This window comes from Psychrobacter sp. CX5 (genome assembly GCF_057621535.2).
Genome location: NZ_CM177735.1, coordinates 1,361,530 through 1,388,325 on the forward strand (window position 1 = coordinate 1,361,530; position 26,796 = coordinate 1,388,325).

The window sequence follows — 26,796 nt, forward strand, 5'->3', positions numbered from 1 at the left end:
TTACCCTTAGTGTGGATACACACTGTTACAAAAATACCCCATTCTATAGCAATTTAATTATTTTAAACAGTAGGTAAGAGGACTGTTTAATATCTATATAGAGTTCAGGATCTTATATTATTTAGAGTCTGAACGTAACGTGTGCATGGCAGGCGTTTCAACGACTTGCCAATAGGCTAAAGGATCTTCTTTATTGCGGGCGAGCTCCTGCGTAGACGGTACTTCATCATGTATCTTGCCATCTTTAGGAATGATAAATAGCGCAGCTATGTTGTTTTTGATCGCTGTCTCTAAGGCCTTTTCATAAGTCATGGCTGTCAAAGCAGTAGCCCAAGCATCAGCAATCGACACCGAGTCTGCAGCCACAGAGACAGAAGGCGCACCGCCTGCGATGGGCTGTCCTGTGGTGGGGTCAATGGTATGGCTATAGCGTTTATTATCAAAGACAACCGAGTTACGATAGTTGCCAGAAGTTGCCAGATTAAGCCTATTTGAAGATTGGGGCTGACGGATAACGGCAAGCGTCAGTCTATTGCTGACACTGCTATCGAGGATGGGGGCATCAATGGCAATCTGCCATGGCTGAGCGTTTTGATTGACACCAGAGGTCGCCACTTCACCGCCAATCTCAACCATATAATTGTTGATTTTATAATGGTTATGCAGCACATGGGCAATGGTATCGACCCCATAGCCTTTAGCAACCGCTGAAAAGTCCAGTTCGACCCCATCTTTGGTTTTGCTCAACGTGTGCCCTGATAGCTGAATACTATCGAAGTCAATGAGCGTCTTTGCTGCCTGAATATGAGTGTCATCTGGTGGATTTTGTAATCTATCTATAGTCATGACATTCCCAAATCCCCAAAGGGTGACTAAAGGCATAACCGTGGGGTCAAAAGCACCGCCAGACTGCGCATAGACCTGTTTTGAGTCTTGTAAGACTTTAATGAAATGAGGGTCAACTTGTATCGATTGACCTGAATCTAAACGATTGAATTTAGAAATGGTTGAGTCTGGTTGGTAAGTCGACATGCTGTCATTAATGCTTTTTAATTCAGCATCGATAGATTGTTTGACCTGCGCTTTATCCACACCTTTAGGCAACTGGTAGCTAATATGATAGCTGGTGCCCATAGTTTCACCTTCGATATAGTCATAAGAAGGTGAGGGCTGACAGGCTGTCAGTGTTATAGCAGAGGTGAGTATTAGCAATCCTGAGAGGCCAGAAAATCCAGTCAACAAGGGTGATTGTAAACCACAAACGGATGTATTAGGCGCTGGCTTTTTATAAAAGTTAGGTTTATCTCGGATGGATTTATCGCAAATGGATTTATAACGGATAAATAAGGATGAGGGAGTAGGGATAGCCATAAGCACAACTTCAAGATTAAAGAAGATTAAAAAAATGAATGGAATTTAGATCAAAATTTGATCATGACTGACAATGGATAAGCATAAAGCGTCATACGTTTAAACAGAGACTCTTATTTTACTTTACTTAACCTTTACTTGGCGTATGATTTGATACAGTTTCGGCGGTGAGAGGCGATTAAGTAACGCCGCTATTTTTTCTTTTTGACCAGCCGCAATAATGTAAGTCTCATCCTTCTGTAAAGCGTTGACCACTCGTGTGGCAAATGTGGCCGCAGTGAGCCCTTTGCCAGTCGCCTCATCCATCGTGCCTTGCGTGCTGCCATCACCGGTTAAGGCATTGATCGAGACATTGGTTTGTATAAAGCCTGGAAAGACGGTAGCAACTTTAATATTGTGGGTCGTTAATTCAGCCCGTAAACTGTTTGCCCACATATGAATAGCTGCTTTGGCCGCGCCATAAGCACCGCGATACTGCGTACCCAATAAGCCTGCGACGCTTGAGACCATGATTATTTTACCACCACCTTGCTTGATCATGTCCGGCAATACCAACCGAGTCAGGCGAGTCTGAGCAAAGTAGTTAATTTCCATCAGTTGTCGCTCAACCTCCTCTACGGTCTCCATGATTAAAGAGCGTTGACTGACGCCTGCATTGTTAATGAGCCAATCAATATGACCGGCTTTGTCTATTACTGAAGCATACGCCTCTTTGCTTTGCTCAGCATCTGTTACATCGAAAGGAATGATAAAGTGTTTGTTGGGCTTTTTGCAATGGCTTTTAACAAGCTCAAGCTTTTCGGTATTGCGGCCACTTAAAATCACCGTCGCCCCGCGACGAGCAAACTCTATACTTAACGATTCACCAAGGCCGCTTGAAGCACCGGTAATCCATACCGTGATATCTTTAATATTGATTTTAGTTTTCATAAGCATCCTTTCTTATTTATCTTTAGTCAGAGAAGTCTAAAATGGTGACAAGGCAACCGAGCGCAAGTACAACAAGTGTAGGCTTAGCGAGGTTAACACCGCAACCGTTTAGTATCTCGCTGACTATAAATGAGGGTAGGGAAGGGGGACTAAAATGATTAGCCAAAAAAAAGAGCCTCGTCTGAGACTCTTAATTTAGCATAAATTAACTTATTAAATGAGGGCAATTAAACCCAACTCAATTAATCGCATTGAGTTTAACCACCCTGCTTTTAGCCACCCTGCTTTTAACCACCCTGCTTTTAACCACCAAAGTCATCAAGTAGGATGTTTTCATCTTCAACACCGAGCTCATGAAGCATATTGATAACGGCGGCATTCATGACCGGTGGCCCACACATATAGTATTCGCAATCTTCTGGATTTGGATGGTCTTTCAGATACTCTTCATATAATACATTGTGAATGAAGCCAGTATAGCCATCCCAGTTGTCATCAGGAAGCGGATCAGACAACGCCACATGCCATTCAAAGTTATCAAATTGCTCTTGCAGCATATCATAATCTTCGACATAGAACATTTCACGAACAGAGCGCGCGCCATACCAAAAGCTAATCTTGCGGTCTGAGTGTAAGCGCTTAAGCTGATCAAAGATGTGTGAGCGCATCGGAGCCATACCGGCACCGCCACCCACAAATACCATTTCCGCTTTAGTGTCTTTGGCAAAGAATTCACCATACGGACCAGACACAGTCACTTTATCACCGGGTTTTAAGCTAAATACCCAAGAAGACATTTTGCCTGGCGGTATACCTTCAGGACCACGAGGTGGTGGACTGGCGATACGGATATTAAATTTAATAATACCTTTTTCATCAGGGTAGTTAGCCATAGAATAGGCACGAATGACTTCTTCATCGACCTTCGACACATATCTGTACATGTCGAATTTTTCCCAGTCCTCTTTGTATTCGTCATCAATATCAAAGTCTTTGTAGTGGACTTCGTGCGGTGGTGCCTCTAACTGGACATAACCACCGGCACGGAATCTTACTTCTTCGCCTTCCGGTATTTTTAACACCAGCTCTTTAATGAAAGTCGCAACGTTATGGTTTGACACCACCTCACATTCCCACTTCTGTACATCAAAGAACTCAGGATCAACTTCGATCTCCATGTCTTGCTTGACAGCAACCTGACAGGCAAGACGCATGTTATCGCGAATTTCACCTTGGGTGAAGTGACCTTCTTCAGTAGGTAGAATAGAGCCACCACCTTCAATGACTTTACAACGGCACTGACCACATGTACCACCACCGCCACACGCTGAAGATAAGAAGATCCCCTCGCTTGCAAGCGTCTGTAGTAATTTACCACCAGCCGGGGTGACAATGTCGTTGTCAGGATTGTCATTAATATGTATGGTGACATCCCCTGAACTGACCAATCGTGAGCGGGCAACCAAAATAATGGCGACTAAGCTCATGATAATCAGGGTAAACATGGCGACGCCGCCAATGGCGGTACCAAATGTATCAAACAAACCCATGATACTTGTCCTTATTTAAATATTAAAATCGCTTGTTGTCTCTTTATTATCTATGTTTACAATCTTGTTTAGTCGTCAATATAAGTCAACTAAATAGGGTAGGTCGGCTATATTGACATACCACCGAATGACATAAACCCAAGCGACATCAATCCGACAGTAATAAAGGTGATACCAAGACCACGTAGTGGGGCAGGGACATCTGAATACTTAAGCTTCTCACGAATACCTGCCAAAAGCGCAATGGCAAGAGCCCAACCAAAACCGGCACCCACACCATACGTTAATGACTCAGTGAAATTATAGTCACGCTCTACCATAAATAAGACGCCACCTAAAATAGCGCAGTTCACCGTAATAAGGGGTAAGAACACACCTAGCGCATTGTATAGCGATGGCACAAACTTATCCAAAAACATTTCAAGAATCTGGACGGTTGCCGCAATAAGGGCAATATAACTTAATAGCCCTAAAAAGCTTAGGTCCATATCAGGGAAGCCAGCCCACGCAAGAGCGCCATTTTTTAGAATAAACTGATATAACAAATTATTCAAAGGTACTGTTATAGTCATCACCGCAATAACGGCAATGCCAAGACCTATAGCGGTAGAGACCTTTTTAGAGACGGCCAAGAAGGTACACATGCCCAAGAAATAGGCAAGCGCCATATTTTCGATAAATACTGACGTTATAAATAGACTAAGATAATGTCCCATTAGTGACCTCCTCCATGAACCATACCTTTAGATTGAGGCTTCATCACAAACTCTGGCTCTTCAACTTGTTCTGGTTTCCAAGTGCGGATAATCGCAATAAACAAGCCGATAATAAAGAACGCAGAAGGAGGCAGCAACAATAGACCATTTGGCACATACCAGCCACCATCAGTGACAGGACTCAGTAGGGTAATACCTAAGATACTACCACTACCAAGCAGCTCACGAATACAAGCGACGAATAGCAATACCGCTGAGTAACCAAGACCATTACCAATACCATCTAAGAAGCTTGGAATAGGCGGATTACTCATAGCAAACGCTTCAGCGCGACCCATCACGATACAGTTGGTAATAATCAGACCGACGAATACGGACAGGGACTTACTCACGTCGTAAGCCACCGCTTTTAGAATTTGGTCAACGATAATAACCAAAGAGGCGATGATCGTCATCTGTACGATAATACGAATGCTTGATGGAATACGGTCTCGAATTGTTGAGATAAAAAAGCTTGAAAAGGCGGTCACTAACGTTAATGCAATACACATAACCAATGCATTTTTAACACTCGTGGTGACCGCTAATGCCGAACAGATACCCAAGATTTGCAGGGCAATTGGGTTGTTATCAAAGATCGGCGTGGTTAAGATTTTTTTGGTATCTGTAGCCATGTTATGCCTCCTCGCCCGCAGTGGCTTTACTGTTAGCCAAATGAGTTGTGTGAGCGGTTAAGGACTTTTGCCCCTTAGTACCACTCGCTTTACTAGCTTGAGTTTGGCTATCTGCTTTACCACTACGTAAATGATCTAAATAGGGTTTGTATCCACGATCGCTTAGCCAAAACTGAACAAGATTGTTCACGCCGCGACTGGTCAGAGTTGCGCCACTGATACCATCAATGGGTTTGCCTTTACCCACACCGATCGAGACGTTACCTTGATCGTCATAAGCATTGACACCTTCCCACTGGTCACGCCATTTTTTCTCTTCGATGCGTGCGCCTAGGCCAGGTGTTTCTTTATGATCATACCAACTGATACCTTTTACGGTATTTAGGTCACTCTCCAAGGTTAAGAAACCATAGATTGTGCCCCATAGACCATAGCCATGTACGGGTAATACAACCAGTTCAGGATTGCCATTGGCATCATTTTTAACATAAACTTTCGCAAAGTTTGGCACACTGCCGATGCCCGCTGGGTCTTCATTGCCTAAATCTTGACTTAGGGCTTTGTTCTTAGCAGCTTGATTGGCATCATAGTCATTGATATCTGAGATGCCCGCTTCTGATAACTGATCGTCAGTCGCGTATTCGCCCGTTTTTAAATCAACCAGCTTGACCTCGAAATCTTTGAACTTTTGCTCAACATCTTCATTGGTTTCCGTTTCTGGGTCAAATAGACCGGCGGCAACTAAGATGTTTTTATTACGATCTAATAATTGGTTGTCAACTTGAGCTGACTTTAAGCCCACGGCAACTGCGGATACTAATACCGAGCATACCAAACACAAGACCAACGCCACCATAATGGTGGTCATGTTAGAGTTTGAGCTTTTTTTAGTCTGCTGGGACATGACGCAACCTCCGAGCCGTTTGACGTTTGATGTTTGCTTGAGTGACAAAATAGTCAAATAAGGGCGCAAACAAGTTAGCAAATAAGATGGCGAGCATTATACCTTCTGGGAAGGCAGGGTTGATTACACGGATCACAACCGTCATAAAGCCAATTAACAGACCGTAAGCCCAGCGTCCTTTATTCGTATGCGCCGCTGAGACAGGGTCGGTCGCCATAAACACCGCACCAAAGGCAAAGCCACCCAATACTAGATGCCAATACCAAGGTAGGTTCATCATCAGATTATCATCTGACCCAATCGCATTAAACACCAATGTGGTGATAATCAAACCGATCACACAGCCTGCGATGATGCGCCAAGAGGCAATGCGTGTCCAAATTAAGATCACCATACCGATTAAGATAGCCAAAGTAGAGACTTCACCGATACTGCCTTGCATGTTACCTAAGAAGGCATCCATCCAAGTAATGGCGTTGCCATACACATCGGTAAACTTTTCTGGGGTGACGCCAATAGCCGCTAAGCCAAGTGGTGTTGCACCTGAGAAGCCATCCACTGCTGTCCAAACGGTGTCGCCTGACATATAAGCGGGGTAGGCAAAGTATAAAAAGGCACGACCAGATAGGGCAGGGTTAAGGAAGTTTTTACCCGTACCACCGAATACTTCTTTGGCAACGACTACCCCAAAGCTGATACCAAGTGCCACCTGCCATAACGGAATATCGGGTGGTAAACATAAGGCAAAAAGCACAGAAGTAACGAAAAATCCTTCGTTAACTTCATGTCCGCGCACGACAGCAAATAGGATTTCCCACGCAATACCTACCGCGAAAGTCACAATATAGATAGGTAAGAATTGCATTGCACCATAGACAAAGGCTGCCCAAATACTATTTGGGTCATAGCCTGCCATAGCGGTAATGGCAGTGCGCCAGCCTTCAGGCTGAAGGCCCAATTGTTGAATGGCCATCAGTGCTTGATGACCGACGTTGTACATACCCCAAAACATCGCAGGAAAGGTACAAAGCCAAACCAAAATCATGATGCGCTTTAAGTCGATACCATCACGCACGTGCGCTGCTGAATGTGTGGTACTGTCTGGCTGACGTAGGAACGTATCGAACATCTCAAAGACAGCATAGTATTTTTCAAATTTACCGCCTTTGGTAAAGCTAGGCTCTAAGCGGTCAAACATATTATGTAAAAATTTCATCAGCGTTAGCCCTCCTGCTCGATGCGCGTTAAGTTATCACGCAAGATGTCACCAAACTCGTATTTACCGGGGGACACAAAGGTACACAATGCCAAATCTTCTTCATCAAGCTCTAAGGCACCAAGATCGACTGCTGAAATAATATCTTCAACAATAAGGGCACGCAATAACTGAGTCGGTAGATAGTCTTGTGGCATGACCTCTTCAAAGACACCAATAGGCACCATGGCACGAGGTGAGCCGTTAGATGTGGTAGTGAAATTGTATTTTTTAGTTTTAAAGAACTGCGATATATAGATAGGCAGCTTTGAGAAGCGGTTAAAACCCAAACTTAAGAAGTGGAATGCAGGACGCTCATGGCCTTCCGCTAAGACGCTCACTTGATTGTGAAAGCGACCAAGGTAGGCTGTTGTAGCAATAGTTTTACGACCCGAGAATACAGAGCCTGTAATGACCCGCACATCAGTACCATTGAGCTCACCATTGGTAAGCTCAGTCAAGTCAGCACCACGATCGGTCAATATAAGACGCGGATTTTTCGCCGCGGGACCCGCTAAGCTAATAAGACGACGCGTATAAATATGACCGGATGTAAATAACTTACCAATGGCGATCACATCTTGAAAGCCAATAGTCCACACCGTTACTTCACGGCTAACAGGATGCAAAAAGTGAATATGAGTCCCTGCTAAGCCTGCGGGATGTTTGCCTGTAAAAGCATGATATTCAGTAACATTGCCAGCGGCAGTATTAGTGGATTTAGGAATATTTGCATCGCCATGGTGGCAGACGTATGTCTTCGGCGACAGTGTCGATAATACCGCTAAACCATCATTAAAGGCTTGCTCCTCTTGCTGAATGATTACCATAGGGTCATAGGCAAGTGGATTGGTATCCATGGCAGTGACGAATATGGCTTGCGGACGCGATCCAATCTCTGGTGTACGACTATAGGGACGCGTACGAAAAGCAGTCCATTCACCCGATTTGACGAGCTGAGCTTCAACTGCTTCTGAATCAAGACCTGCCAGTTCGTTTGAGCTGTACTTATTAAAAGTGACCTCGTTAGCTTCTGGGCCAACAGTAGGATCTACTTCAACGACCAAGCTCTCAAAGACACGACGCTCGCCACGATTTACGGCCACGACCTTGCCAGATGCAGGAGCCGTGTAAATAACGCCAACTCTTTTTTTATCTTCAAAAACGGGTTGACCCTTAACAACAGTATCTCCTACCTTAACGTTCATCGTAGGTTTCATACCGACATAGTCATAACCGATAAGCGCAACATGCTTTGGCGAATGCTGGGTGATTTCACTGCTGGGTTCACCAGCAATAGGCAAATCAAGCCCCTTTTTAATGGTTATCATAAGCGAACTTATTCCATAAGCGAAGAAAGGCCAGACGTCCCGTCGGGTTTGCTCAAATCAGGAACGGCGAAGAGGCCGTGATATGAACGTGCTGAATAAAAGAGAGTGTAGCAGCAGTACGACAGAAAACGCACAACAGAGCTAATAACACGCAAAATATAGGCAAAATAAAGACAATAACTTGCGCGCCTATAGACCTGTGCTAATCTCTTAACATAGAAGACAGTGGCGACTGGCTACCAAAATACATATACAATATATCCTAGGATTATACGTTAATTTACCCTAAAATTGCCAGTATGTTTCATAACTTTAGGGTTTTGATTGCATAATTGTGGATAATAACTCGGTTTATCCTTATTATACTGCTAGCACCATAACAGCAAATAAATAAAGACCAGCAAATGAAAAATGACATCTATTAAATTAACGACACTTCTTGCTACCCTCATCGCGTTTTTGACAACCATTATATTATCAGGGCTTTACCAATGACGACACCATCTTCACCCAACTCAGCGAACTCATCAAACCCTCAAAGCGACCCACAAAGCGTACATGCTGCGCCATTGCTTATCCCAGCGATTGATTTAAAGGATGGTAAATGTGTGCGATTAAAACAAGGTCGTATGGAAGATGATACGGTGTTTTCTGATGATCCCGTAGCAGTGGCCACGCGCTGGGTGGAAGAAGGCGCTCGCCGTCTGCATTTAGTCGATCTAAACGGTGCGTTTGATGGTGAGCCTGTACATAAACAGGTCGTGACCCAAATTGCGACGGCTCATCCTACATTACCCGTACAGCTTGGTGGCGGGGTGCGTAGCTTACAGACCATCGAGCATTATCTGACGGCAGGATTGACTTATATTATTATCGGCACCAAGGCGGTTGAAAACCCTGAATTTGTCGAAGAGGCGTGCCGTGAGTTTGCCGGACATATTATTGTCGGGATTGATGCCAAAGACGGCATGGTCGCGACGCACGGCTGGGCCAATGTGACCGATGTGAAAGCGGTAGAACTTGCTAAGCGCTTTGCCGATGCTGGCGTGTCTTCGATTGTGTACACGGATATTGCGCGAGACGGTATGATGCAGGGCGTCAATGTTGAGCAGACGGTGACGCTGGCTCGTGAAGGCGGCATTCGTGTGATTGCCTCAGGCGGCGTGACGAATATGAAAGATATAGAGTTGCTAAAGCCTTATGGAGACTGCCTAGAGGGTATTATTACTGGTCGTGCTATCTACGAGGGGACTCTTGATTTAAGAGAAGCGCAGGCTTATCTTGATAAGTAATTGAATAGATAATCGTTTTAATAACCCAATAAGTAATTAGCTAAAGAATCAACGCATGCTTTGAGTAAGCGTTTTAGATATTGAATAATCTAGAGGCTAACCGATTAAGACAAACAAACCATAGGATTTATCATGGCAGACTCTATGTACCGACAGCAGCGCCAGCCTAGAAGCTCTTGGCTCAAGCAAGGTCTATTGGTAGGGTGTATGGTGTTGGTGGTAAGTCTGCCAGCCCAAGCGCTGACGGAAGATATGGTGGCGGCTGGCAAGGCGATCATCAATAATGGTCAAACGGTCGGCACTGATGAATCGGTCAATATGGCGCCCAAAGACTCTAATCCTACCAATTCTGCAACAGAAGCAGAAGGCACTACTAAAAGCACGCCAGCAAACTTTCAGTCTAATGAAGCAGCAACTAATGAGGCGGCAACTAATAAAGCGACAAATAGTGCCCCAGCAGCAGGCAACATTACTGAAAAAGACACAGTCATCGAAACCAGTGCCAATCAGGTCAATGACGCAGATATCAAAAAGCGCATCAGCGGAATTTACTCAGAGATTGAGGGTTTAAAGTCAGTTAACGTCAGTGTTAATCAGGGTGTGGTCAGCTTGACCGGCGAGGCGCCGAACGAGAAAAAAGCACAACAGGCCATCAGCTTGGCAAACCGAGTGAGCGATGTGGTCGCAGTTGAAGACCGAATCAGTCGTACTTTGGATGTACAAGACAACGTCACTCCCTTGATTACCAGTCTTAAGCAACAAGTGCATGCCTTTATCCAAGCATTGCCTTTATTGCTAGTAGCGATACTGGTGTTTGCCGCCGTGGTGTGGTTTGGATCTTGGCTTGCAAGGCGGGATAAGCTGTGGCTACGCATCACGCCAAACCCTTTTGTTGCGGAGCTTCTGTCTCAATCAGTGAAGGTGGTGTTTATTATCCTTGGCTTAATATTGGCCCTTAGTCTATTGGGTGCTGAGGCCATTATCGGTACCTTATTGGGCGGTGCAGGGGTGGTCGGTATTGCCGTCGGTTTTGCGGTGAAAGACACCATTGAGAACTATATTGCCTCGCTGATGCTTAGTGTGCGCCAGCCCTTTCAAGCCCGTGACGTTGTGCAGATTAATGATAAGAGCGGTATTGTGGTCAGACTCACCAGTCGTGCCACGATCTTGATGACCCAAGACGGTAACCAGTTACGCATCCCAAACTCTGAAGTTTTCAAAGCGACTATCTTAAATTACACCAAAAATCCAGAGCGCCGCTTTGACTTTAAGCTTGGCGTTGATGCCAATGACGATCCCATTGCCGCCATCAAGGTTGGATTGGACGCCATCAATAAACTGGACTTCATTCTTAAAGACCCTAAAGCGGTGGCGATTATCGATGAAGTGGGCGATTCAAATATCGTGTTAGAGTTTCAGGTGTGGGTCAATCAATCCGACACCGATTTATTCAAGGCGCGTAGTATTGCCATTCGTGAAGCAAAGCACGCCTTAGAGGACACCGGATTTAGCCTGCCCGAACCTATCTACAAGTTACGATTTGATGGCGGCGTTGAGGACGCTATTAAGAAGGCAAACGCTCAGCTAACAGACACCGGCTCATCGCAGTCCGCTGTTGGGGTCAATGTCATTTCCAGTAACAATTCTGACAAGGCTGACACGGATACCACAACTGACAAAACCTCCAATAAGCCTGACAGTGCGGAGAAGCAACGCGCCAAGCAGCGTGCTAAACATGTGCTCGGCGATCGGGATGCGGTGGATGTACTCGATGCCCGCCCAGATCCTAAGCTAATGCAAAAAGTGGAAGAAGAAATTAACGACGCGTCGGGTGACAAGGACTTGTTAAGCAACAATAGTCCTCAAGAATAAAACCCCTCAAGAATAAATATCTATAAATTTTAAAGAGGCTTAAATCTTATTAATATGAGATATCTTTCGAAACCCCTATTTTAATGTAAGCGACAACAGTATTAGGACTTACTTAAAACACGATATTTAGCAAGTGACAAGCGACTGGGAGTTATTTATTGCGCCTCTGGAACTACTGTACAGCCAGCGTATATAAATAATTACCAGTCGCTAAAGATCATTTATGCATTAGTCCTAAATATAAGGCTTTTAATTTAGTTTCGAAAGAGGTCTATTAAACCGAGCGACAACGATAAATAAACCGCCCATGCAAACCGACAACAAGGAGACCGTTATGTCACACGATATTCAACCACCAAAGATCCAAGCCGCCGTTACCCTGAAAGAATTTGGTGCGCCTGAGGTATTACACTATCAAACCGACGTCGACGTTCCTAAGCTGGGCGATAAGCAAGTGCTGGTGAAAATCGCCTATGCCAGTGTCAATCCTGTCGATTACAAAACCCGTCAAGGACTCGGCTGGGGTGCGGATAATATCAAGAATAACGAATTTGCCAACGGCAAGCCCGCCATACTAGGCTTTGATATGGCAGGGGAAGTCGTGGCGAGCAACGTTGATGGCTTTGAAGCAGGGGATAAGGTCGCCTCGCTCAGCTTTGGTGGCGGATGTTATGCACAGTACACTGCGATCGATGCCGAGTTATTGGCTAAGGTGCCTGACAGTGTCGACCTAAAAACGGCGGGTGCATTGCCTTGTGTAGGGTTGACCGCCTATCAGTCTATCAAGTTTGCCTTTGACATGGCCGATATTAAGTCTGGCGATCATGTGGTCATGAATGCGCCTGCCGGTGGTGTTGGGCATCTCATGGTGCAAATGCTGATACAAAAAGTTGACGAACAAGGTATCAAGCTGACGGTTATTTGCTCCCCGGAGAAATACAAAAAGCTGGAAAGCCTTATCGACACGAGTAAACTGGCTGGCTGGATTGACTATACCAAAGAGGATGACTTCCCGCCGCTGCAAGCTGATTTGCTAATGGACTTAGTGGGTAATGAGGCAGGCGTGCGCGCATTGTCGGTGCTTAAAGAGCAAGGACGAGTGGTGGTATTGCCCTCAATCTGGGTCGATAAATTACAACAAGCGGGCGCAGATAAAAACATCACGGTCAAAGGATTTAAAGCCAATCCCGATGGCGAGGACTTAAGCGAAGTACTGGCAATGATAGCCGCTGGCAAGATTAAGCTGCACTTTCAAAACATATATCCGTTAGCGCAAGCCGAGCAAGCACACCGCGAGATTGAGAAAGGGGATAGCTTTGGCAAGATAGTGCTTGAGGTGTAGCTCATCCTGCCATCCGCTCATATCTTGGCTTGCACTGGGGCAGGCACTAAGGCTAGCGTCATTCCTGCATCACGAGACTGCCTCTAACCAAGCGCCTGCAACCCTGTGCTTTTCCAAGGATACCCGCTACTGTCAGGGCTAAAACGCGCTCACGGTTCCAGCTTTGACTTCAATACAACCCGTACAATTACCTTAACTTTTCAGATATATAAGTCAACTCTTCCTTATATTTTAAAAGGTCAGCTCCCTCCCTTTTGTAAAGGGAGGGCTGGGGAGGGATTCAATAAACTCAATTAAAATAATGAATTAGAGGATTATTGATCCCGAATTCAGGTCAAATATAGTTGCTCAAATTCATCTAAGACGTTTGATAAGTTAATGCTTTAACCTGCCCTGTGGTTGGCAGTTAGCATCTGCCGAAAGGTTAAACTAATTCGCCCATCACTTACCGCTTTGGTTTTGGTAACGGTGTGCTTCCAGTACTGTTGGGTGACACCGCGCATGACGATGAGTTGTCCTGATTCAAGGTTCAGCTCAACGTTCGTCTTCTTTGCTTGATGTTTGAGTACAAATTTACGCGTCGCACCGAGAGATAAGGATGCGATAATCGGCTGTGGCCCAAGCACAGACTCATCATCAGCATGATAGCCCATACCATCCATACCCGTCGGGTAGTAATTCAATAGACAAGTATTAAAGCTGACATCGACTCCTATGTCTGCAAGCTTGTGTTCAACCACTTGTTTCACGTGGAACACTGTGTCATGCCAAGGATGAATCGCTCGAGTATGCCCTGAGTAAGCATACGCTAATGCGTCATTTGTCTGTTTATTTAAGCCATTATCTGTTTCGTGACTGGCATTAGTTGTTGAGTTGCGTCCGCCCATCCACACAATCTTGCGGCTGGTGATATGGGTTTTACCAAATAAGGTTACCTTATCAGACTGCCACGGCAATTCATCAAGCAGCTGCTGATATAACTCAGTAGGGTTTTCAATCACGAAACCGAGATCATTGACGATACCGTCGTATGGCAATAGGTTATCGGTCGGAGCGGGAGCAAATAAATCAGGCATATTTACCTTTTGACGTGAGGTTTAGCGGCTCGTTTGCAGGTCAAAAATAATCTTTGCACAGGCTTCAGGCGCTTCCATCGGCAGTAAATGGCCATACTCTGGCAAAATAGTGATGTGGTCATCTGGCACGATATGTTTCCAGCTTTGACGTACTTTATCACTGTTAAATACCGAGGGCTTTGCCAGTATGAGATGATAAGGTGTGTTGTTTTTATTCAGCGTTTTCAATGCTGAGGTGATATAAGGCGTGCCAAAGTAGCTGGCAAGTTCGTACTTGGGTTGAAACAGTAAGGTAAAGTCCCCTTGTTCTGTTGCAATCAAACTGTTTTGGGCAAATATCATCAGATGCTCATCACTGATACGCTTAAACGCACGATGCTGACGTAAATACTGATAGTAGTCGTCCACGTTTGCCCAATCTGCCTGTTTAACCTGAGTACTCTTAAAGGGTTCTTGAGTTAATAATATCTTGCGCGGAAGGCGGCTGTAAATCAGATATTGAGCTTTGGTAAACGTCACTGGATCAATCAAATACAGCGCAGAGAATAAATCAGGACGTTGGGCTGCTGCCATCGCGGTCGCTGTGGCGCCTTGTGAGTGACCGATACCGATCACCGGTTTATCTTGCGTTTTTTCTAAAAACTCAATGAGGTAATCTGCATCTTGTTCACGGGTTAATACCTTATTTGCTGGTAAGTCAACCCAATAGCCTCGCATCGCCAAGCTGATAACCTCAAATTGCTGACTGAGCTCAGTGAGTAATGGTTCATAAACGCCAACGGGGAAACCATTACCCCCATAAAAGTGTGCGATAGGTTGTTGGGTAGGCGTATCGGATAAGGTGTTTTTTAGGGGGTTGAAATCGTAATATCGGGCTTGTTTACCAGATAGGGTTATGGCGAATTCAGGGATTTGCATATGATTTTCTCTATAGTATCGCACCTGTATTCACAAGCTACGGTTATGCTAAAAGAGCCATTTATAGGCTATTAGATAAACAATTCCGCATGACTACCAATCCGAGCTAATTGCAACTGTTGATTGTGAATGCGATAAATTAGAACTAAGTCTGGACGAATATGACAGTCTCTAAAGCCCTTGAAGTTTCCAACTAAAGCATGATCAACATATTTTGGCGCTAATACTTCTGCGCGTTGAAGTTGACCGATTACATTGCCTGTTTCAATAACATCTAATAAGTTGCGTTTAACAAGCTTTCTGAAGTCTTTTTTAAATTGGTTCTCATAAACAATAGGATACATTAAGCATTGCTTTTTTTGGTAACTTCGGCTTTAGTGGGATTATCAAATGATTTACTGTCTTGTGTCTCAAGAGTTTGGATATCTATCTCTAGATTTTTTAGAAGCTGAGGAAAGTCTTCAGCGGATTCTAAAGTTTGATTGGCATCTGAGTCATCAACAACAGAGTTATCAAAAGCCTGCATAGCCTTGATGCTGGTGGCATTAGGTTTTGGTGCTTTTATCTCAAAAGGGATACCGCCATAATTTACCACAGCTTTAGCGAATAGTTGTATTGCTTGAGAAGGGCTTAACCCAACTTCTTCACAAACTTGAGAAAAGGCAATTTTGGTGGGTTCGTCAATACGAGTGCTTATCGTCATCGATTTCATGGTGTCAGCCTCTTATAAGAGTATTCTTATGTTATACATAGTAGTACATTGTACTACATTAATAGGTTTAAATAAATGTGAGAGTGACCTTAATAATATAGTCCCCAACATAGACTAAATCACAGACAGCTTTATTGAAAAACAAGACGTGAACTGTTGTTGTGCGAGGGACGAGCACCGAGCTGAGTGTTTTAAAAGCATAAGCCTTTGACCCGCTGATTTGTGAGTGATTAAGGGGCACCGATACTGAGGCCATGCTTTTTGTGGTTATTCTTCTTATTCATCATCGCCCAAGAAGCCGCCACTTTGACGTTGCCACAGTCCGGCATACACGCCTTGTTTTTCAATGAGTTCATCATGCGAGCCTTGCTCAATAATACGTCCTTTATCCATCACCACAAGTCGATCAAGTGCGGCAATCGTTGAGAGTCGATGCGCAATAGCGATAACGGTCTTGCCAGTCATCATGCTGTTTAAGCTCTCAGTAATGGCGTGCTCTACCTCAGAGTCGAGCGCACTGGTGGCCTCATCAAGCAATAGAATCGGCGCATTTTTTAGCATCACCCGAGCAATGGCAATACGTTGGCGCTGACCGCCAGAGAGCTTAACCCCACGCTCCCCAACTTGGGTATCAAGCCCCTTGTTGCCCTTCGCATCATGTAGCTCTTGAATAAAGTCCCACGCTTGCGCCTCTTTACAAGCCGCGATAATCTCTTCATCGGTGGCCGTGGGTCGACCATAAGCGATGTTTTCACGTACGGTGCGATGTAGCAATGAGGTGTCTTGCGTCACCATGCCGATTTGCTGACGTAGGCTTTCTTGAGTCACGTCATCAATGGCTTGATCATCAATCGTGATCTTACCGGAGTCGACATCATAAAAGCGCAATAGCAAATTGACCAAGGTCGATTTACCAGCGCCTGAACGTCCAACTAGGCCAATCTTCTCACCTGGTCTGATGTCTAAATTAAAGTTATCTAACAGTTTGACATAATTAGGGTTGGATGACGGATTGGATGAAGGATTTTTAGAGGATGTGTCTGTATTAAGCGAATCTTCTGGCGCATCATCGGCAGTAGCGACTTTTAGACCGGTCACCGTTTTACCCTTGCCCTCATAACCGAAGTCAACATTTTTAAACGCAATATGACCGTGGGTGACGACCATTTGCTTGGCATTTGGGGCATCCACTACCTTTTGTGGTGCCGATAAGGTGCGGATACCATCTTGCACGGTACCGATACTCTCAAATAGACTCGCCATCTGCCACATAATCCAGTGGGTCATGCTGTTCAGGCGCAGCGCCATTGCTGTCGCCATCGCAAGCGCGCCGACCCCAACATCACCACGTTGCCATAAATACAGCCCAATCGCAGCCGTACTACCAATTAAGGACACACTTACCAAATGGTTGACAAATTCAAGACCAGTTACCCAGCGCATCTGACCATGAACCGTTTGTAAAAACTGCTTCATCGCCGACTTGGCATAGCTCAATTCACGCCGTGAATGGCTAAATAGCTTGACTGTCATAATATTGGCATAGGCGTCGGTGATACGCCCTGTCATTAAGGCACGCGCATTGGCCTGAGTGCTGGCCGTCTGTCTAAGCTTCGGTAAAAAGTACCACAGTGTCAGGCCAAACATCACCAGCCAAATGGCAAAGGGTATCAATAACAAACTATCGAGCTTGAATAAAATAATGCCACTGGTCACAAAGAATACCAGCACATAGGTCATCATATCGACGACGGTAATCACTGTATCCCGCACCGCTAGCGCCGTTTGCATTACCTTAGCAGATACGCGGCCTGAGAATTCATTTTGATAAAATTCCATCGACTGACCCAACATGCGCTTATGAAACCGCCAGCGCATTTGCATCGGGAATACCCCTTGGATGACCTGAAAGTGTACCAATGAGGCCAATGCTACCCAGAAAGGACTGAGTATCAACACCGCAAACATAATTTTCAACGTGCCGCTTTTCTCAGCCCATAGCGTCGAAGGCGTATAAATCCCCATCCAATCCACAAGATCGCCAATCCACGCATAGAGCAGTGCCTCGTACACCCCGATACCAGCGGTGAATATCATAAATAGCACTAGCCACTTGCGCAGGCCATAAGTACACGCCCACAAAAACTTTACCAAGCCTTCTTTGGGTAGGGGGATTTTATTCTCAGGAAAGGCGGTAAGTCGAGTTTCAAAGAAATTGAAAAGCTTATTCATAACGGTTATCCACCAAAGCGCTGTGCAATACGCTGCACCGCTGTCAAATAGCCGGTGCCAAATAAATTTAAATGATTCAAATAGTGATAAAGATTATACACATCCATGCGCTCTGTAAACCCATCTGCAACCGGGCAGTGTGCCAAATAGACCTCATAAAACTCAGGGGTAAAGCCACCAAATAAATGGGTCATCGCCAGATCTGTCTCAGGGTGACCGACATAGACTGCGGGATCAATCAAATAGCCCAGCGTTTCATGGCAGTCCTTAGAGGTAATAGAGGTATTGCCCATCATAGCATTGCCCGACCATAAGTCGCCGTGTAACAGACTTGGTCTTGGATTACCCTGACTATCCAATTGCGAATAACTCGGGAGATAGTGATCAAGCTTGTGCTGAAGGCGTTCAATTCGTTGTAGCGTTTGGCGGTTTAAATACCCCTGATCATAAGCCATTTTGGTTTGGGGTCCCAACCTTTGAGAGGCAAAGAACTCATGCCAGTCGGCTGTCCAGTCATTGCTTTGCGGGCTACTGCCAATATAGTTGTCTTCAAACCAGCCAGCAACCCAATGAGTCTGGTTTTTATGAGTCGAAAACTTCTCAGGGACTGATAATTCCTCTTTGTTACTCGTCATATTAGGTTGGGGTGGTAGCGCTTGATGTAACGTCGCCAGTTGCCCTGCCAAGTCCTCAGAGCCTGTTGCAGACTTTGACCCTTTAGTCGAGTGAATCACCGACAGTAGCAAAAATCCACAGCCGATATCAGTATCGCGTCCGACAGCAAGCGGCTGACAAGTCCTTACTCCCGCCTGTTGTAGTGCGGCCAGTCCTATGCTTTCAGACAGTAGCAGAGGGTACTTATCAAGACTGTTTTGTTTTAAAAACAGCCGCACATCGCCTTGTTTGGTGTCATTAAGGGTCAGTAAACTTGCCTCATTGATATCACCCCCAGAAACAGGCTGGCTTATTAATAGTTCTAACGAGTCGATGGGTGTTGGACTTATTGCATTGACAGCCTAAAGCAAACCATCAAAGCGTGGCGTCGACGCAAGATAAGCGGGAATTGAATTTGGGTAGTCAAAAGGATACGTCATAATTTAGCTAATGATAGGGTTAAGATTTGGTCTAAGGTAGTTGCGGCGTAAGAGGTCTTTCAAAAGACGCCATATATAGGCGCTCATAAATTGTGTTCTAAAACTTGTGCTTCAAAAAATGGCGATTAAATAACGTGTGCTCTAATAAATGGCTAATTCACTTTGGAAACAACCGGATATCCTATAATATAAAGCCCCTAATATTCGGCTCTATCTATAACAGCGGTTCCCTTTATAACATTGGTATAACATTGGACGATACTCTATGACCTATCTTATTATCGCAGTACTTTGTAGTGTTGCCGTATCGGTGCTACTTAAAGTCTTGCGCCAACACCACATTGATATCCGCCAGACTATTGTTGCAGGCTACCCCGTCGCATTTTTGCTGACGTGGGTGTTATTAAAGCCAGACGTCAGCACGATTGCAGACTTAGGCAGTGCTTGGCTTATCATACTACTGTTGGGCATCTTATTGCCGTTAGTGTTTGTTATTTTAGGTCGAGCGATTGAAAGTGTTGGCATTATTGCCACCGATGCCGCCCAGCGTCTGTCGCTGATTATCCCGATTGTAGCAGCGTTTGTGTTATTTAACGAGGTACTGACCACACAGCGCACCATAGGTATTGCTATCGGCTTTCTGGCTTTAATTGCCTTAGTCTATCGTCAACCTACGCCTGAAACTAATAAGATTGTCGCACCAAACGTCATTGCCAAACACATCACAACCAAACCTTCCCCGTTACCAGTAGGCATCTGGTTAATCAGTGTGTGGCTTGGCTATGGGGTGATTGATATCTTATTCAAGCAAGTGGCCAAACAAGGCGCTGCTTTTCCCTTGACCTTATTTTTGGCATTTGGCTTGGCTGGCGGGTTGCTATTTATCTATTTGCTGGTTAATAAAACCAAATGGAGTGGCAAGGCATTGGCCTCAGGTTTGCTGTTAGGGGCACTGAATATGGGCAATATTTACGCCTACATCAAAGCCCATCAACTGTTAGCTGAATCGCCAAGCGTGGTATTTACCGGTATGAATGTCGGAGTGATTGCGGTAGCAACCTTAGTCGGTGTGTTTGCGTTTAAAGAGACGTTGAGTAAGCTCAATATGCTAGGTATCGTGTTGGCCGTGGTCTGTGTGCTGGTGTTGTTTTGGGGGTAAGCAGAGGTTTGTTGCCATCTAAACTTTCACAACATAAACCCAGTGAATAATAAGTAGCCAATCCCGCTATCCGCTACTATCTGCTCGTCTTAGCAAGGCGGTGCGCTAAGCCATTGAGTGTCTCTTGCTTCGCGAGCCACCCAATACCAAGCGTCCACAACTTGCTAACCCCAGCAGTATATCCGCTTCTATCGGGGCTAAACTCCTCAATAAGGCAATATTAATTATATTGAAGTGGAGAAAGTTATGAGTAAAAAGCTAACAGAACAATTAGGTCACGTATATTACATTGAAGGTGTAACTAGCATTTGGTACAGATAAGTTGAACCACGAGATTGAATTACAAACCTTGTCATTATCACTTTAAAATATGGGATAGGTATAATATCTAGGAATATTTCATGGTAAAAAATCACGATATAACTTGACAGATACTATCATTAAATATATTGTGGGAATAATAATAGCGGCACTGCTTTATGCGGGGGAGCTCATGAACAATTTAAATTACGAAAAGCTTGTTTTAGCTAGACAGTTACTAGGTCTTAGTCAAAAAAAATTAGCTGAAGAAACGGGTGTTTCTCAATCATCTTTATCAAAAATTGAAAAGGGTGATTTGATTCCATCTGAGGACACATTAACTACTATTATGAAGGTACTATGTTTCCCCAAATCATTTTTGATGACGTCTAATCACGTTGGTGGAGTATCCGCCCTTAGTTTCCATGCGTATCGTAAAAAGGCCTCTGTTCCTATATATAAGGTTAATAAGATTCTTGCAGAAATCACTATTAAGACAGACCATCAAGAAAAATTAGTAAATAGAGAAGAACGAAAAACTATAGATTTCAAAGAGTATGTAAGTTTAACGGATAAAGAGCTTGCTCATAGTTTGCGTAAGCTTTGGAAGATAGGTAATAATCCTATTACAAACCTTACAAAACATATTGAAGACATGGGTATTGATATTTTTCTTTGTGATTTTGCTGATGCACAAGTTGACGGGGTGACTTCTAAAGGTAGAAATGGATTAAAAGCGATTTTTATTAATAAAAATCAACCTGGTGACCGCTATCGATTTAGCTTAGCCCATGAGTTATGTCATTATCTAAAGCATTCTAATGAGCCTATATGTACTAAAGAGATGGAAGATGAAGCAAATAGTTTTGCTGCTGAATTACTAATGCCAGAAGACGAATTAAAGTCTAGCTTACATACAACACGATTAATCGACTATGCTGAATTGAAGAAGTATTGGAAAGTATCGATGGCAGCTTTAATTTTTAGAGCAAAAACGCTAGGTTGTATTACTCCAAATCAGTCAACAAGTTTGTGGAAGCAGATGGCTATGCATGGATTTAGAAAGGTTGAACCATACCCTATTGAGTTAGAGCAACCACATAGAATTAATAAGCTATTGAAAGATTTATCAGGAGGTAAGTTAGACAACTTACTGAATGAACTGGATTTAACAACTGAAACTTTTGAGTTGTTATACAAAGATTTCTACGAAGTGGAGGGTAAAACCTTGAACTAGTTGAAATAAAAAGGGGTAACTAAAACAGCTACCCCTAGTCGATACGAAATATCCCTAATTAGGAATATCAGCATCTTTGGCGGACTATGATATTAACTAATTATAAGCAGTTTTTCAATAAAATTGAGTGACTGGGGATTTTCGTGAATTTTAACCTCATGAACAAAAGGTAAAAAACATGAGATTTTCAGAAGCTATGGGCTTAAATGAGCCTGAGAACGGTTTTGAGTTTTTCGATTTGGACATAACTAAAGATACTAAGTTGTTTATAGACTCTTATCGTTTGTCTCAAAATAAAGAAAACTCTTACATATCAAACATTAACAAAACTTTAAATGTGTATATGTATGAACTGCTAAATCTAGTCAGGACCAATCAAAGGTCAAAGGCTCACGACTTGTGTCCTCGTTTCCCTGAAACCAAAGGCACTGGTATTGGCTATACCAAGAATAATATTAATGGGAATGGTGCGGGAGAGACATTGTCTAAAAACTTAGTGGATGTGATGTTTGAGTCGAAAGCTATAACTTCTAAAGGTGTGTCAAATCTTGAAGAGTGCACAGTTGTATGTGAGGGTATCGCAGAAGATAGAACTTCAGACATAGTTTTAGGAGTCAGTAAACTTGGTTTCATAAAGTTCACTCAAAGCCAATGTCTTAAACACTTAATTCCAATGCAACGTACTCAGAAGAAGTTAATGTACTTCTGTGAATTGACTATGCAATGGCAAGCTGATTATTTTGACTTGCCACATGTTATTGATCCAAAGACTAATGAAGAGCAATATATAATTTTAATACCTGAGATTATTTTGTCTGATAAAGTTGTATACACTGCTCAATATTTCATACGACATATTTTGATTCCCTACTTTATCGAAGATGCCATTAGGAGAAATCTTAAATGCGTTAAAACTCGTAAAAATGGTAAGAAGTATGTAGGTTTGGATGACTTGCTTAACTATCCTGAATACTACGCTGTTGGAAAAGTAGCTATAAACGATTTTGTTGAAAAGCATCCTGAATCTATGGAGCAGTTTAGACGAATTCATGCACCATATCGTTACGAGCAACTTAACGCAGCATAGCTTCGAATCTTCCTTGTATAAGATGGGCTAGGTTTAAACTTAGCCCATTTTTTTATCCTAAACTTTTATAGACACTGAAATAAAACCTAAGTTCTAATGCCCCTTTCTCAATTCTTTATGAGTTATTGATAATTTAAGGCTTATAAAGGTCAAATCTTTCAATAAAATATTTTAAGCCCTGCTATATTAAGGCTTAAGAAAAAAATAGTTGAGATTCAGGTTGCTAATTCAAAAAACCATTAAATTTTTCCAAGCACTCGTCCTACGCCGAGGTATGAGCACTGAGCTAACCTTTAAAGAACGACTAACATTACCCTGCATAATTTTTACTATTTAATAAACTGTGATGGCGATGATATTTGGCTTTAGATCTTAAATCAGACATGTAGGCTGTGGCTTTAGCCCAGCGAAATTTTAAAAATTAATCAATAGCTGGGCTAAAGCCACAGCCTACGGTTTAAGTGTTTTAAGTAATTGCCCTAACAAAAAAGCGAAAGGCTAAATCCAGAGCCTACACTTAAGGTTAATCATTTAAGTAAGCTAAATTGATACTCATGAGGTAGAATAAAGTCAAATCTAGAAGCTTTCAAACCCATGCGCCATTACAGTAAAGCATCTGGTTTATAAAACCCATATTCACAAGGTCAATTAATGCGTCGCTATATACGAGACAACACCTATGGCGGTTGCTACTTTATAACCTTCGTTTTACAAGATAGGCAATCATCACTGCTGACGGATTACATCGCTGAGTTTCGCATGGCATACCGTGACACTAAAAATAACCATGAATTCACATTGGATGCTATGGTCGTTCTGCCCAACCATGTTCACATAATTTTGACATTACCAGAGAGCAGCGATAACTATTCAATAATTATTGCCAGTTTAAAAAGCCAATTCTCTCGTCGAATGAATAAAGATGAGTCAATATCTCAATCACGACATAAAAAACGTGAAAGAGGTATATGGCAAAGAAGATTTTGGGAACATCGCATACGTAATAATTTAGACTATCAAAGACATATAGAATATATACACTTTAATCCCGTTAAGCATCGCTATGTGAATAGTCCAAAGGATTGGCAGTATTCCACATTGCGTAAATATTTTGATGCAGGAATATATACGGAAGATTGGGGTGAAAATGGTTTAATCGATACTATCGATGTGAAGTATGATTAGGCAAACCATATTCGGATTGAAAAGGTTAGGTAGGCTGTGGCTTTAGCCCAGCCAAATTTTAAAAATTTATCAATTGCTGGGCTAAAGCCACAGCCTACGGTTCAATTGTTTTAAATAATTGCCCTAACAAAAACAAAAACTAAAGCCTCACCTTTACGGTTCTAAGCCAATACCAACAATAATTAGGCAAGCTTTTGACCTTCGCTGAGGGACGAGGTACGACCACAGTCTTTAAAGAACGATTACCGTCACCCCGCATAACCCTTCAACCAAAAAAATCCTCTTCAAAAAGAGGATTTAAGATTTAGAGAGTCATAAAAAAGCATCTCACTTACTGCTTCTCAATAAACTCACTCACCTGCTCACTCAATATCTCCCACAGCTTCTCTTGAGCGGCAGTACTACCCCAAGCATTGTGCGGACTGAATATCACTCGAGGATGCTTGTCATTGGCAAGCTTGAGAAGCGGATCGTCTTCAGTGGTAGGCTCTTGCTCAAATACATCTGTCGCATAGCCGATGACCTGCTCGTTTTGTACCGCATCAAACATGGCTTGCGAGTCGACCACACCACCACGAGCGACGTTCACGATTAACGGGTGCTTATCCATTTTCGCTAAGGTGTCGCTATTGATGAGATGTTTGGTTTCCTCAGTTAATGGGCAATGCAGACTAATGACATCGGAGGTTTTGAGTACCGTGTCAAAGTCAGTATAGTCATCATTACGTGGCGCTTTGCCTTGATGCTCCGCCCAAAGAACTTTCATACCAAAGGCTTTGGCAATATGACTCACTCGCTCGCCGATAGTACCGACACCGATAATGCCTAACGTTTTGTCCTCTAAGTCAATCAGCGGCACATCCATTAAGCTAAAGCTACCCGATTCCTCCCAGCTGCCGTCGATGACCTTTTGATGATAATGAACCACCGCCCGCAGTGCCCCAAGCATCAGCATAAAGGTATGTTCGGGCACACTTTTGACCGCATAGCCAGCGACGTTGTAAAGCTCGATATTATGCTCTTCGCATGCGTCTTTATCGACATTATTCATGCCAGTCGCAGTCAGTTGAATGAGCTTGAGATTGGGGAGGGCAGCGATAACTTCACGGCCAATCTTAACCTTGTTTGCAAGGATAATATCGGCATCTTGGCAACGCTCAATAATCAAGTCATCGTCCTGCTCAGTGTCGTCAAAAGTGACATAATCGGTGACGCCATCAGGTGCTGATAAGTCGACTGAATCTAAAAAAGTACCTTTATCTAAAAATACGGCTTTCATAATATAACCTTTTATAATTTATAACTTATGATATAGATGGTTCGACGGACCTTGAGTTGTCATGAATCTTAACGGTGAATACAGGTTTTAGGACTGCTCTTTAATAAACTCGTTTATTTGCTCACACACGATGTTCCACAGCTTTCTTTGCGCCGCTTTACTACCGGCACCGTGGTGAGGACTGAGAATAACACGGGGGTGATTGTCTTTTGCCAGTTGTACGATGGGGTCGTCTGCTTTCGCAGGCTCTTTTTCGAACACATCGGTGGCATAGCCTAAGATTTTATCGTTCTTTATGGCCTCAGCTAAGGCGGTGCTGTCGACAATTTGACCACGGGCAACATTGACGATGAGAGGCTTTTTATCCATTTTTGCAATGGCTTCAGCATTAATAAGGTGTTTGGTTTCTTCTGTCAGCGGCGCATGTAGGCTGAGCACATCAGAGGCGGCAAGCACAGAGTCAAAGTCAGTATAAGAGTCATCGCGAGGCGCTTTGCCTTTGTGCTCTGCCCACAACACCGTCATGCCAAACGAATTGGCAAGCTCGCCCATACGTTTGCCAATTGAGCCGACGCCGATGATGCCGATGGTTAAGTTATGGATATCAATCAGCTCTTCATCGAGATAAGACACTTGACGCGACTTTTGCCACGTACCATCGAGCACTGCATTGTGATAATGGACACCTGCTCGCATGGCATTTAGCATAAGCATAAATCCATGCTCTGCCACACTTTGGGTCGCAAAGCCTGGCGCATTGTACACTTCGACGTCATTGTCTTTACAAGCGTCCATGTCGATTTGATTGGTACCGACAGAGGTCACTTGCAACAGCTTTAGGTTAGGCAGCGCTTCAATCACTTCACGTTCAATTCTTAATGATCCAACAATGACAATCTCGGCATCCTGACAGCGCTCGATAATAACGCTATTATCTTGCGGGGTCTCGTAATAGGTGATGTACTCGCCTACCTTCTCTGGTGGCGTGAGTTCTAAGCCTTTTGAAAATCTTTTTTCATCCAATAGGACGGTTTTACCTTTTGTTGTACTTGATGTCATGACATGCTCCTTATTATTGTTTTATTTATCGTGATATTATTTTCGCTAAATCCTAATAGTATAGATTGTAACTAAAAGCCGTTAAGGGTGATGACACAACGCTTATTACTTTTGTATTGTTTTTGATTAATGGGGCAAACAACAAAAAAGAGGTTGAAACAATAAGAATTTGAAAGCTATCGCTACAAATTAATGGGGTAATTAACGCATTGACTCTTGAT

Annotated in this window: 23 protein-coding genes; 7 read left to right on the forward strand and 16 right to left on the reverse strand. The window is 43.6% G+C overall.

What is annotated here, in order from left to right; translation table 11 throughout:
* Positions 1-117 precede the first annotated feature (117 nt).
* From AC21OG_RS05285 to AC21OG_RS05320, 8 genes are all read right to left on the reverse strand, one after another.
* Positions 118-1,371: an FAD:protein FMN transferase gene (locus AC21OG_RS05285; RefSeq protein WP_487376292.1), complete on the reverse strand. Its 1,254-nt coding sequence runs from the start codon at positions 1,369-1,371 to the stop codon at positions 118-120.
* Positions 1,372-1,494: 123 nt separating this feature from the next.
* Positions 1,495-2,301, reverse strand: coding sequence for an SDR family NAD(P)-dependent oxidoreductase (locus AC21OG_RS05290; RefSeq protein ID WP_487376293.1), 807 nt, complete (start codon positions 2,299-2,301; stop codon positions 1,495-1,497).
* A 302-nt stretch (positions 2,302-2,603) separates the two neighbouring features.
* Entirely contained in the window at positions 2,604-3,851 is a 1,248-nt protein-coding gene (gene nqrF / locus AC21OG_RS05295; RefSeq protein WP_487376294.1) for an NADH:ubiquinone reductase (Na(+)-transporting) subunit F, read from the reverse strand.
* A gap of 107 nt (positions 3,852-3,958) precedes the next feature.
* Positions 3,959-4,567, reverse strand: coding sequence for an NADH:ubiquinone reductase (Na(+)-transporting) subunit E (gene nqrE / locus AC21OG_RS05300; RefSeq protein ID WP_486545526.1), 609 nt, complete (start codon positions 4,565-4,567; stop codon positions 3,959-3,961).
* Entirely contained in the window at positions 4,567-5,241 is a 675-nt protein-coding gene (locus AC21OG_RS05305) for an NADH:ubiquinone reductase (Na(+)-transporting) subunit D (RefSeq protein ID WP_486545527.1), read from the reverse strand. The genes nqrE and AC21OG_RS05305 overlap by 1 nt, the downstream gene beginning before the upstream one ends.
* 1 nt (position 5,242) lies before the next feature.
* Positions 5,243-6,145 carry a Na(+)-translocating NADH-quinone reductase subunit C gene (locus AC21OG_RS05310; RefSeq protein WP_487376296.1) on the reverse strand — a complete coding sequence of 301 codons (903 nt, stop codon included), beginning with the start codon at positions 6,143-6,145 and terminating at the stop codon, positions 5,243-5,245.
* On the reverse strand, positions 6,129-7,361 hold the full coding sequence (locus AC21OG_RS05315; RefSeq protein ID WP_487376297.1) for an NADH:ubiquinone reductase (Na(+)-transporting) subunit B: 1,233 nt from the start codon (positions 7,359-7,361) through the stop codon (positions 6,129-6,131). Before AC21OG_RS05315 ends, AC21OG_RS05310 begins: the two co-directional genes overlap by 17 nt.
* 5 nt (positions 7,362-7,366) lie before the next feature.
* A complete protein-coding gene (locus AC21OG_RS05320) occupies positions 7,367-8,731 on the reverse strand; it encodes a Na(+)-translocating NADH-quinone reductase subunit A (RefSeq protein ID WP_487376298.1) in 1,365 nt (454 codons plus the stop codon).
* A gap of 491 nt (positions 8,732-9,222) precedes the next feature.
* On the opposite strand from AC21OG_RS05320, the gene hisA reads away from it, so the two are divergent.
* The 3 genes from hisA to AC21OG_RS05335 all read left to right on the forward strand — a co-directional run bounded on the left by hisA (position 9,223) and on the right by AC21OG_RS05335 (position 13,237).
* Positions 9,223-10,023: a 1-(5-phosphoribosyl)-5-[(5-phosphoribosylamino)methylideneamino]imidazole-4-carboxamide isomerase gene (gene hisA / locus AC21OG_RS05325; protein WP_487376300.1), complete on the forward strand. Its 801-nt coding sequence runs from the start codon at positions 9,223-9,225 to the stop codon at positions 10,021-10,023.
* 132 nt (positions 10,024-10,155) lie between these two features.
* Positions 10,156-11,895, forward strand: a complete 1,740-nt coding sequence (locus AC21OG_RS05330; protein WP_487376301.1) for a mechanosensitive ion channel domain-containing protein — start codon at positions 10,156-10,158, stop codon at positions 11,893-11,895.
* A 334-nt stretch (positions 11,896-12,229) separates the two neighbouring features.
* Positions 12,230-13,237 (forward strand): NADP-dependent oxidoreductase, encoded by a 1,008-nt coding sequence (locus tag AC21OG_RS05335; RefSeq protein ID WP_487376303.1) that lies wholly within the window; start codon positions 12,230-12,232, stop codon positions 13,235-13,237.
* A gap of 383 nt (positions 13,238-13,620) precedes the next feature.
* On the opposite strand, the gene AC21OG_RS05340 is transcribed toward AC21OG_RS05335, so the two are convergent.
* The 6 genes from AC21OG_RS05340 to AC21OG_RS05365 form a co-directional block, all read right to left on the reverse strand.
* Positions 13,621-14,313: an alpha-ketoglutarate-dependent dioxygenase AlkB family protein gene (locus AC21OG_RS05340; protein WP_487376304.1), complete on the reverse strand. Its 693-nt coding sequence runs from the start codon at positions 14,311-14,313 to the stop codon at positions 13,621-13,623.
* A 21-nt stretch (positions 14,314-14,334) separates the two neighbouring features.
* Complete coding sequence (locus AC21OG_RS05345; RefSeq protein WP_487376305.1) at positions 14,335-15,231, reverse strand: alpha/beta fold hydrolase; 897 nt, start codon at positions 15,229-15,231, stop codon at positions 14,335-14,337.
* Between the two features lie 71 nt (positions 15,232-15,302).
* On the reverse strand, positions 15,303-15,575 hold the full coding sequence (locus AC21OG_RS05350; RefSeq protein ID WP_486545542.1) for a type II toxin-antitoxin system YafQ family toxin: 273 nt from the start codon (positions 15,573-15,575) through the stop codon (positions 15,303-15,305).
* The gene (locus tag AC21OG_RS05355) at positions 15,575-15,943 is read right to left on the reverse strand and encodes a type II toxin-antitoxin system RelB/DinJ family antitoxin (protein ID WP_487376307.1); all 369 of its coding nucleotides are present in this window, start codon (positions 15,941-15,943) and stop codon (positions 15,575-15,577) included. Before AC21OG_RS05355 ends, AC21OG_RS05350 begins: the two co-directional genes overlap by 1 nt.
* A gap of 276 nt (positions 15,944-16,219) precedes the next feature.
* Positions 16,220-18,175 carry an ABC transporter ATP-binding protein gene (locus AC21OG_RS05360; protein WP_487376308.1) on the reverse strand — a complete coding sequence of 652 codons (1,956 nt, stop codon included), beginning with the start codon at positions 18,173-18,175 and terminating at the stop codon, positions 16,220-16,222.
* A gap of 5 nt (positions 18,176-18,180) precedes the next feature.
* Positions 18,181-19,179 (reverse strand): fructosamine kinase family protein, encoded by a 999-nt coding sequence (locus AC21OG_RS05365; protein WP_487376446.1) that lies wholly within the window; start codon positions 19,177-19,179, stop codon positions 18,181-18,183.
* A gap of 355 nt (positions 19,180-19,534) precedes the next feature.
* On the opposite strand from AC21OG_RS05365, the gene AC21OG_RS05370 reads away from it, so the two are divergent.
* From AC21OG_RS05370 to AC21OG_RS05385, 4 genes are all read left to right on the forward strand, one after another.
* Positions 19,535-20,428, forward strand: coding sequence for an EamA/RhaT family transporter (locus tag AC21OG_RS05370; RefSeq protein ID WP_487376309.1), 894 nt, complete (start codon positions 19,535-19,537; stop codon positions 20,426-20,428).
* A gap of 424 nt (positions 20,429-20,852) precedes the next feature.
* A complete protein-coding gene (locus tag AC21OG_RS05375) occupies positions 20,853-21,965 on the forward strand; it encodes an ImmA/IrrE family metallo-endopeptidase (RefSeq protein WP_487376311.1) in 1,113 nt (370 codons plus the stop codon).
* A gap of 178 nt (positions 21,966-22,143) precedes the next feature.
* On the forward strand, positions 22,144-23,052 hold the full coding sequence (locus AC21OG_RS05380) for a DUF8370 family protein (protein ID WP_487376312.1): 909 nt from the start codon (positions 22,144-22,146) through the stop codon (positions 23,050-23,052).
* A gap of 651 nt (positions 23,053-23,703) precedes the next feature.
* The gene (locus tag AC21OG_RS05385) at positions 23,704-24,237 is read left to right on the forward strand and encodes an REP-associated tyrosine transposase (protein ID WP_487376313.1); all 534 of its coding nucleotides are present in this window, start codon (positions 23,704-23,706) and stop codon (positions 24,235-24,237) included.
* Between the two features lie 331 nt (positions 24,238-24,568).
* Here AC21OG_RS05385 and AC21OG_RS05390 read toward each other — a convergent pair whose 3' ends face one another.
* Positions 24,569-25,516 (reverse strand): D-2-hydroxyacid dehydrogenase, encoded by a 948-nt coding sequence (locus AC21OG_RS05390; RefSeq protein WP_487376314.1) that lies wholly within the window; start codon positions 25,514-25,516, stop codon positions 24,569-24,571.
* Between the two features lie 87 nt (positions 25,517-25,603).
* Complete coding sequence (locus AC21OG_RS05395) at positions 25,604-26,575, reverse strand: NAD(P)-dependent oxidoreductase (protein ID WP_487376315.1); 972 nt, start codon at positions 26,573-26,575, stop codon at positions 25,604-25,606.
* Positions 26,576-26,796: the final 221 nt, after the last annotated feature.

What these genes read in the sequence shown, in the direction of transcription:
- AC21OG_RS05360 (WP_487376308.1), bottom strand. Translation starts at nt 18,175, where the DNA reads ATGAATAAGCTTTTCAATTTCTTTGAAACTCGACTTACCGCCTTTCCT.
- AC21OG_RS05320 (WP_487376298.1), bottom strand. Translation starts at nt 8,731, where the DNA reads ATGATAACCATTAAAAAGGGGCTTGATTTGCCTATTGCTGGTGAACCC.
- AC21OG_RS05290 (WP_487376293.1), bottom strand. Translation starts at nt 2,301, where the DNA reads ATGAAAACTAAAATCAATATTAAAGATATCACGGTATGGATTACCGGT.
- AC21OG_RS05335 (WP_487376303.1), top strand. Translation starts at nt 12,230, where the DNA reads ATGTCACACGATATTCAACCACCAAAGATCCAAGCCGCCGTTACCCTG.
- AC21OG_RS05305 (WP_486545527.1), bottom strand. Translation starts at nt 5,241, where the DNA reads ATGGCTACAGATACCAAAAAAATCTTAACCACGCCGATCTTTGATAAC.
- hisA (WP_487376300.1), top strand. Translation starts at nt 9,223, where the DNA reads ATGACGACACCATCTTCACCCAACTCAGCGAACTCATCAAACCCTCAA.
- AC21OG_RS05390 (WP_487376314.1), bottom strand. Translation starts at nt 25,516, where the DNA reads ATGAAAGCCGTATTTTTAGATAAAGGTACTTTTTTAGATTCAGTCGAC.
- AC21OG_RS05350 (WP_486545542.1), bottom strand. Translation starts at nt 15,575, where the DNA reads ATGTATCCTATTGTTTATGAGAACCAATTTAAAAAAGACTTCAGAAAG.
- nqrF (WP_487376294.1), bottom strand. Translation starts at nt 3,851, where the DNA reads ATGGGTTTGTTTGATACATTTGGTACCGCCATTGGCGGCGTCGCCATG.
- AC21OG_RS05345 (WP_487376305.1), bottom strand. Translation starts at nt 15,231, where the DNA reads ATGCAAATCCCTGAATTCGCCATAACCCTATCTGGTAAACAAGCCCGA.
- AC21OG_RS05285 (WP_487376292.1), bottom strand. Translation starts at nt 1,371, where the DNA reads ATGGCTATCCCTACTCCCTCATCCTTATTTATCCGTTATAAATCCATT.
- AC21OG_RS05395 (WP_487376315.1), bottom strand. Translation starts at nt 26,575, where the DNA reads ATGACATCAAGTACAACAAAAGGTAAAACCGTCCTATTGGATGAAAAA.
- AC21OG_RS05370 (WP_487376309.1), top strand. Translation starts at nt 19,535, where the DNA reads ATGACCTATCTTATTATCGCAGTACTTTGTAGTGTTGCCGTATCGGTG.
- AC21OG_RS05340 (WP_487376304.1), bottom strand. Translation starts at nt 14,313, where the DNA reads ATGCCTGATTTATTTGCTCCCGCTCCGACCGATAACCTATTGCCATAC.
- AC21OG_RS05310 (WP_487376296.1), bottom strand. Translation starts at nt 6,145, where the DNA reads ATGTCCCAGCAGACTAAAAAAAGCTCAAACTCTAACATGACCACCATT.
- AC21OG_RS05330 (WP_487376301.1), top strand. Translation starts at nt 10,156, where the DNA reads ATGGCAGACTCTATGTACCGACAGCAGCGCCAGCCTAGAAGCTCTTGG.
- AC21OG_RS05355 (WP_487376307.1), bottom strand. Translation starts at nt 15,943, where the DNA reads ATGAAATCGATGACGATAAGCACTCGTATTGACGAACCCACCAAAATT.
- AC21OG_RS05385 (WP_487376313.1), top strand. Translation starts at nt 23,704, where the DNA reads ATGCGTCGCTATATACGAGACAACACCTATGGCGGTTGCTACTTTATA.
- AC21OG_RS05315 (WP_487376297.1), bottom strand. Translation starts at nt 7,361, where the DNA reads ATGAAATTTTTACATAATATGTTTGACCGCTTAGAGCCTAGCTTTACC.
- AC21OG_RS05380 (WP_487376312.1), top strand. Translation starts at nt 22,144, where the DNA reads ATGAGATTTTCAGAAGCTATGGGCTTAAATGAGCCTGAGAACGGTTTT.
- nqrE (WP_486545526.1), bottom strand. Translation starts at nt 4,567, where the DNA reads ATGGGACATTATCTTAGTCTATTTATAACGTCAGTATTTATCGAAAAT.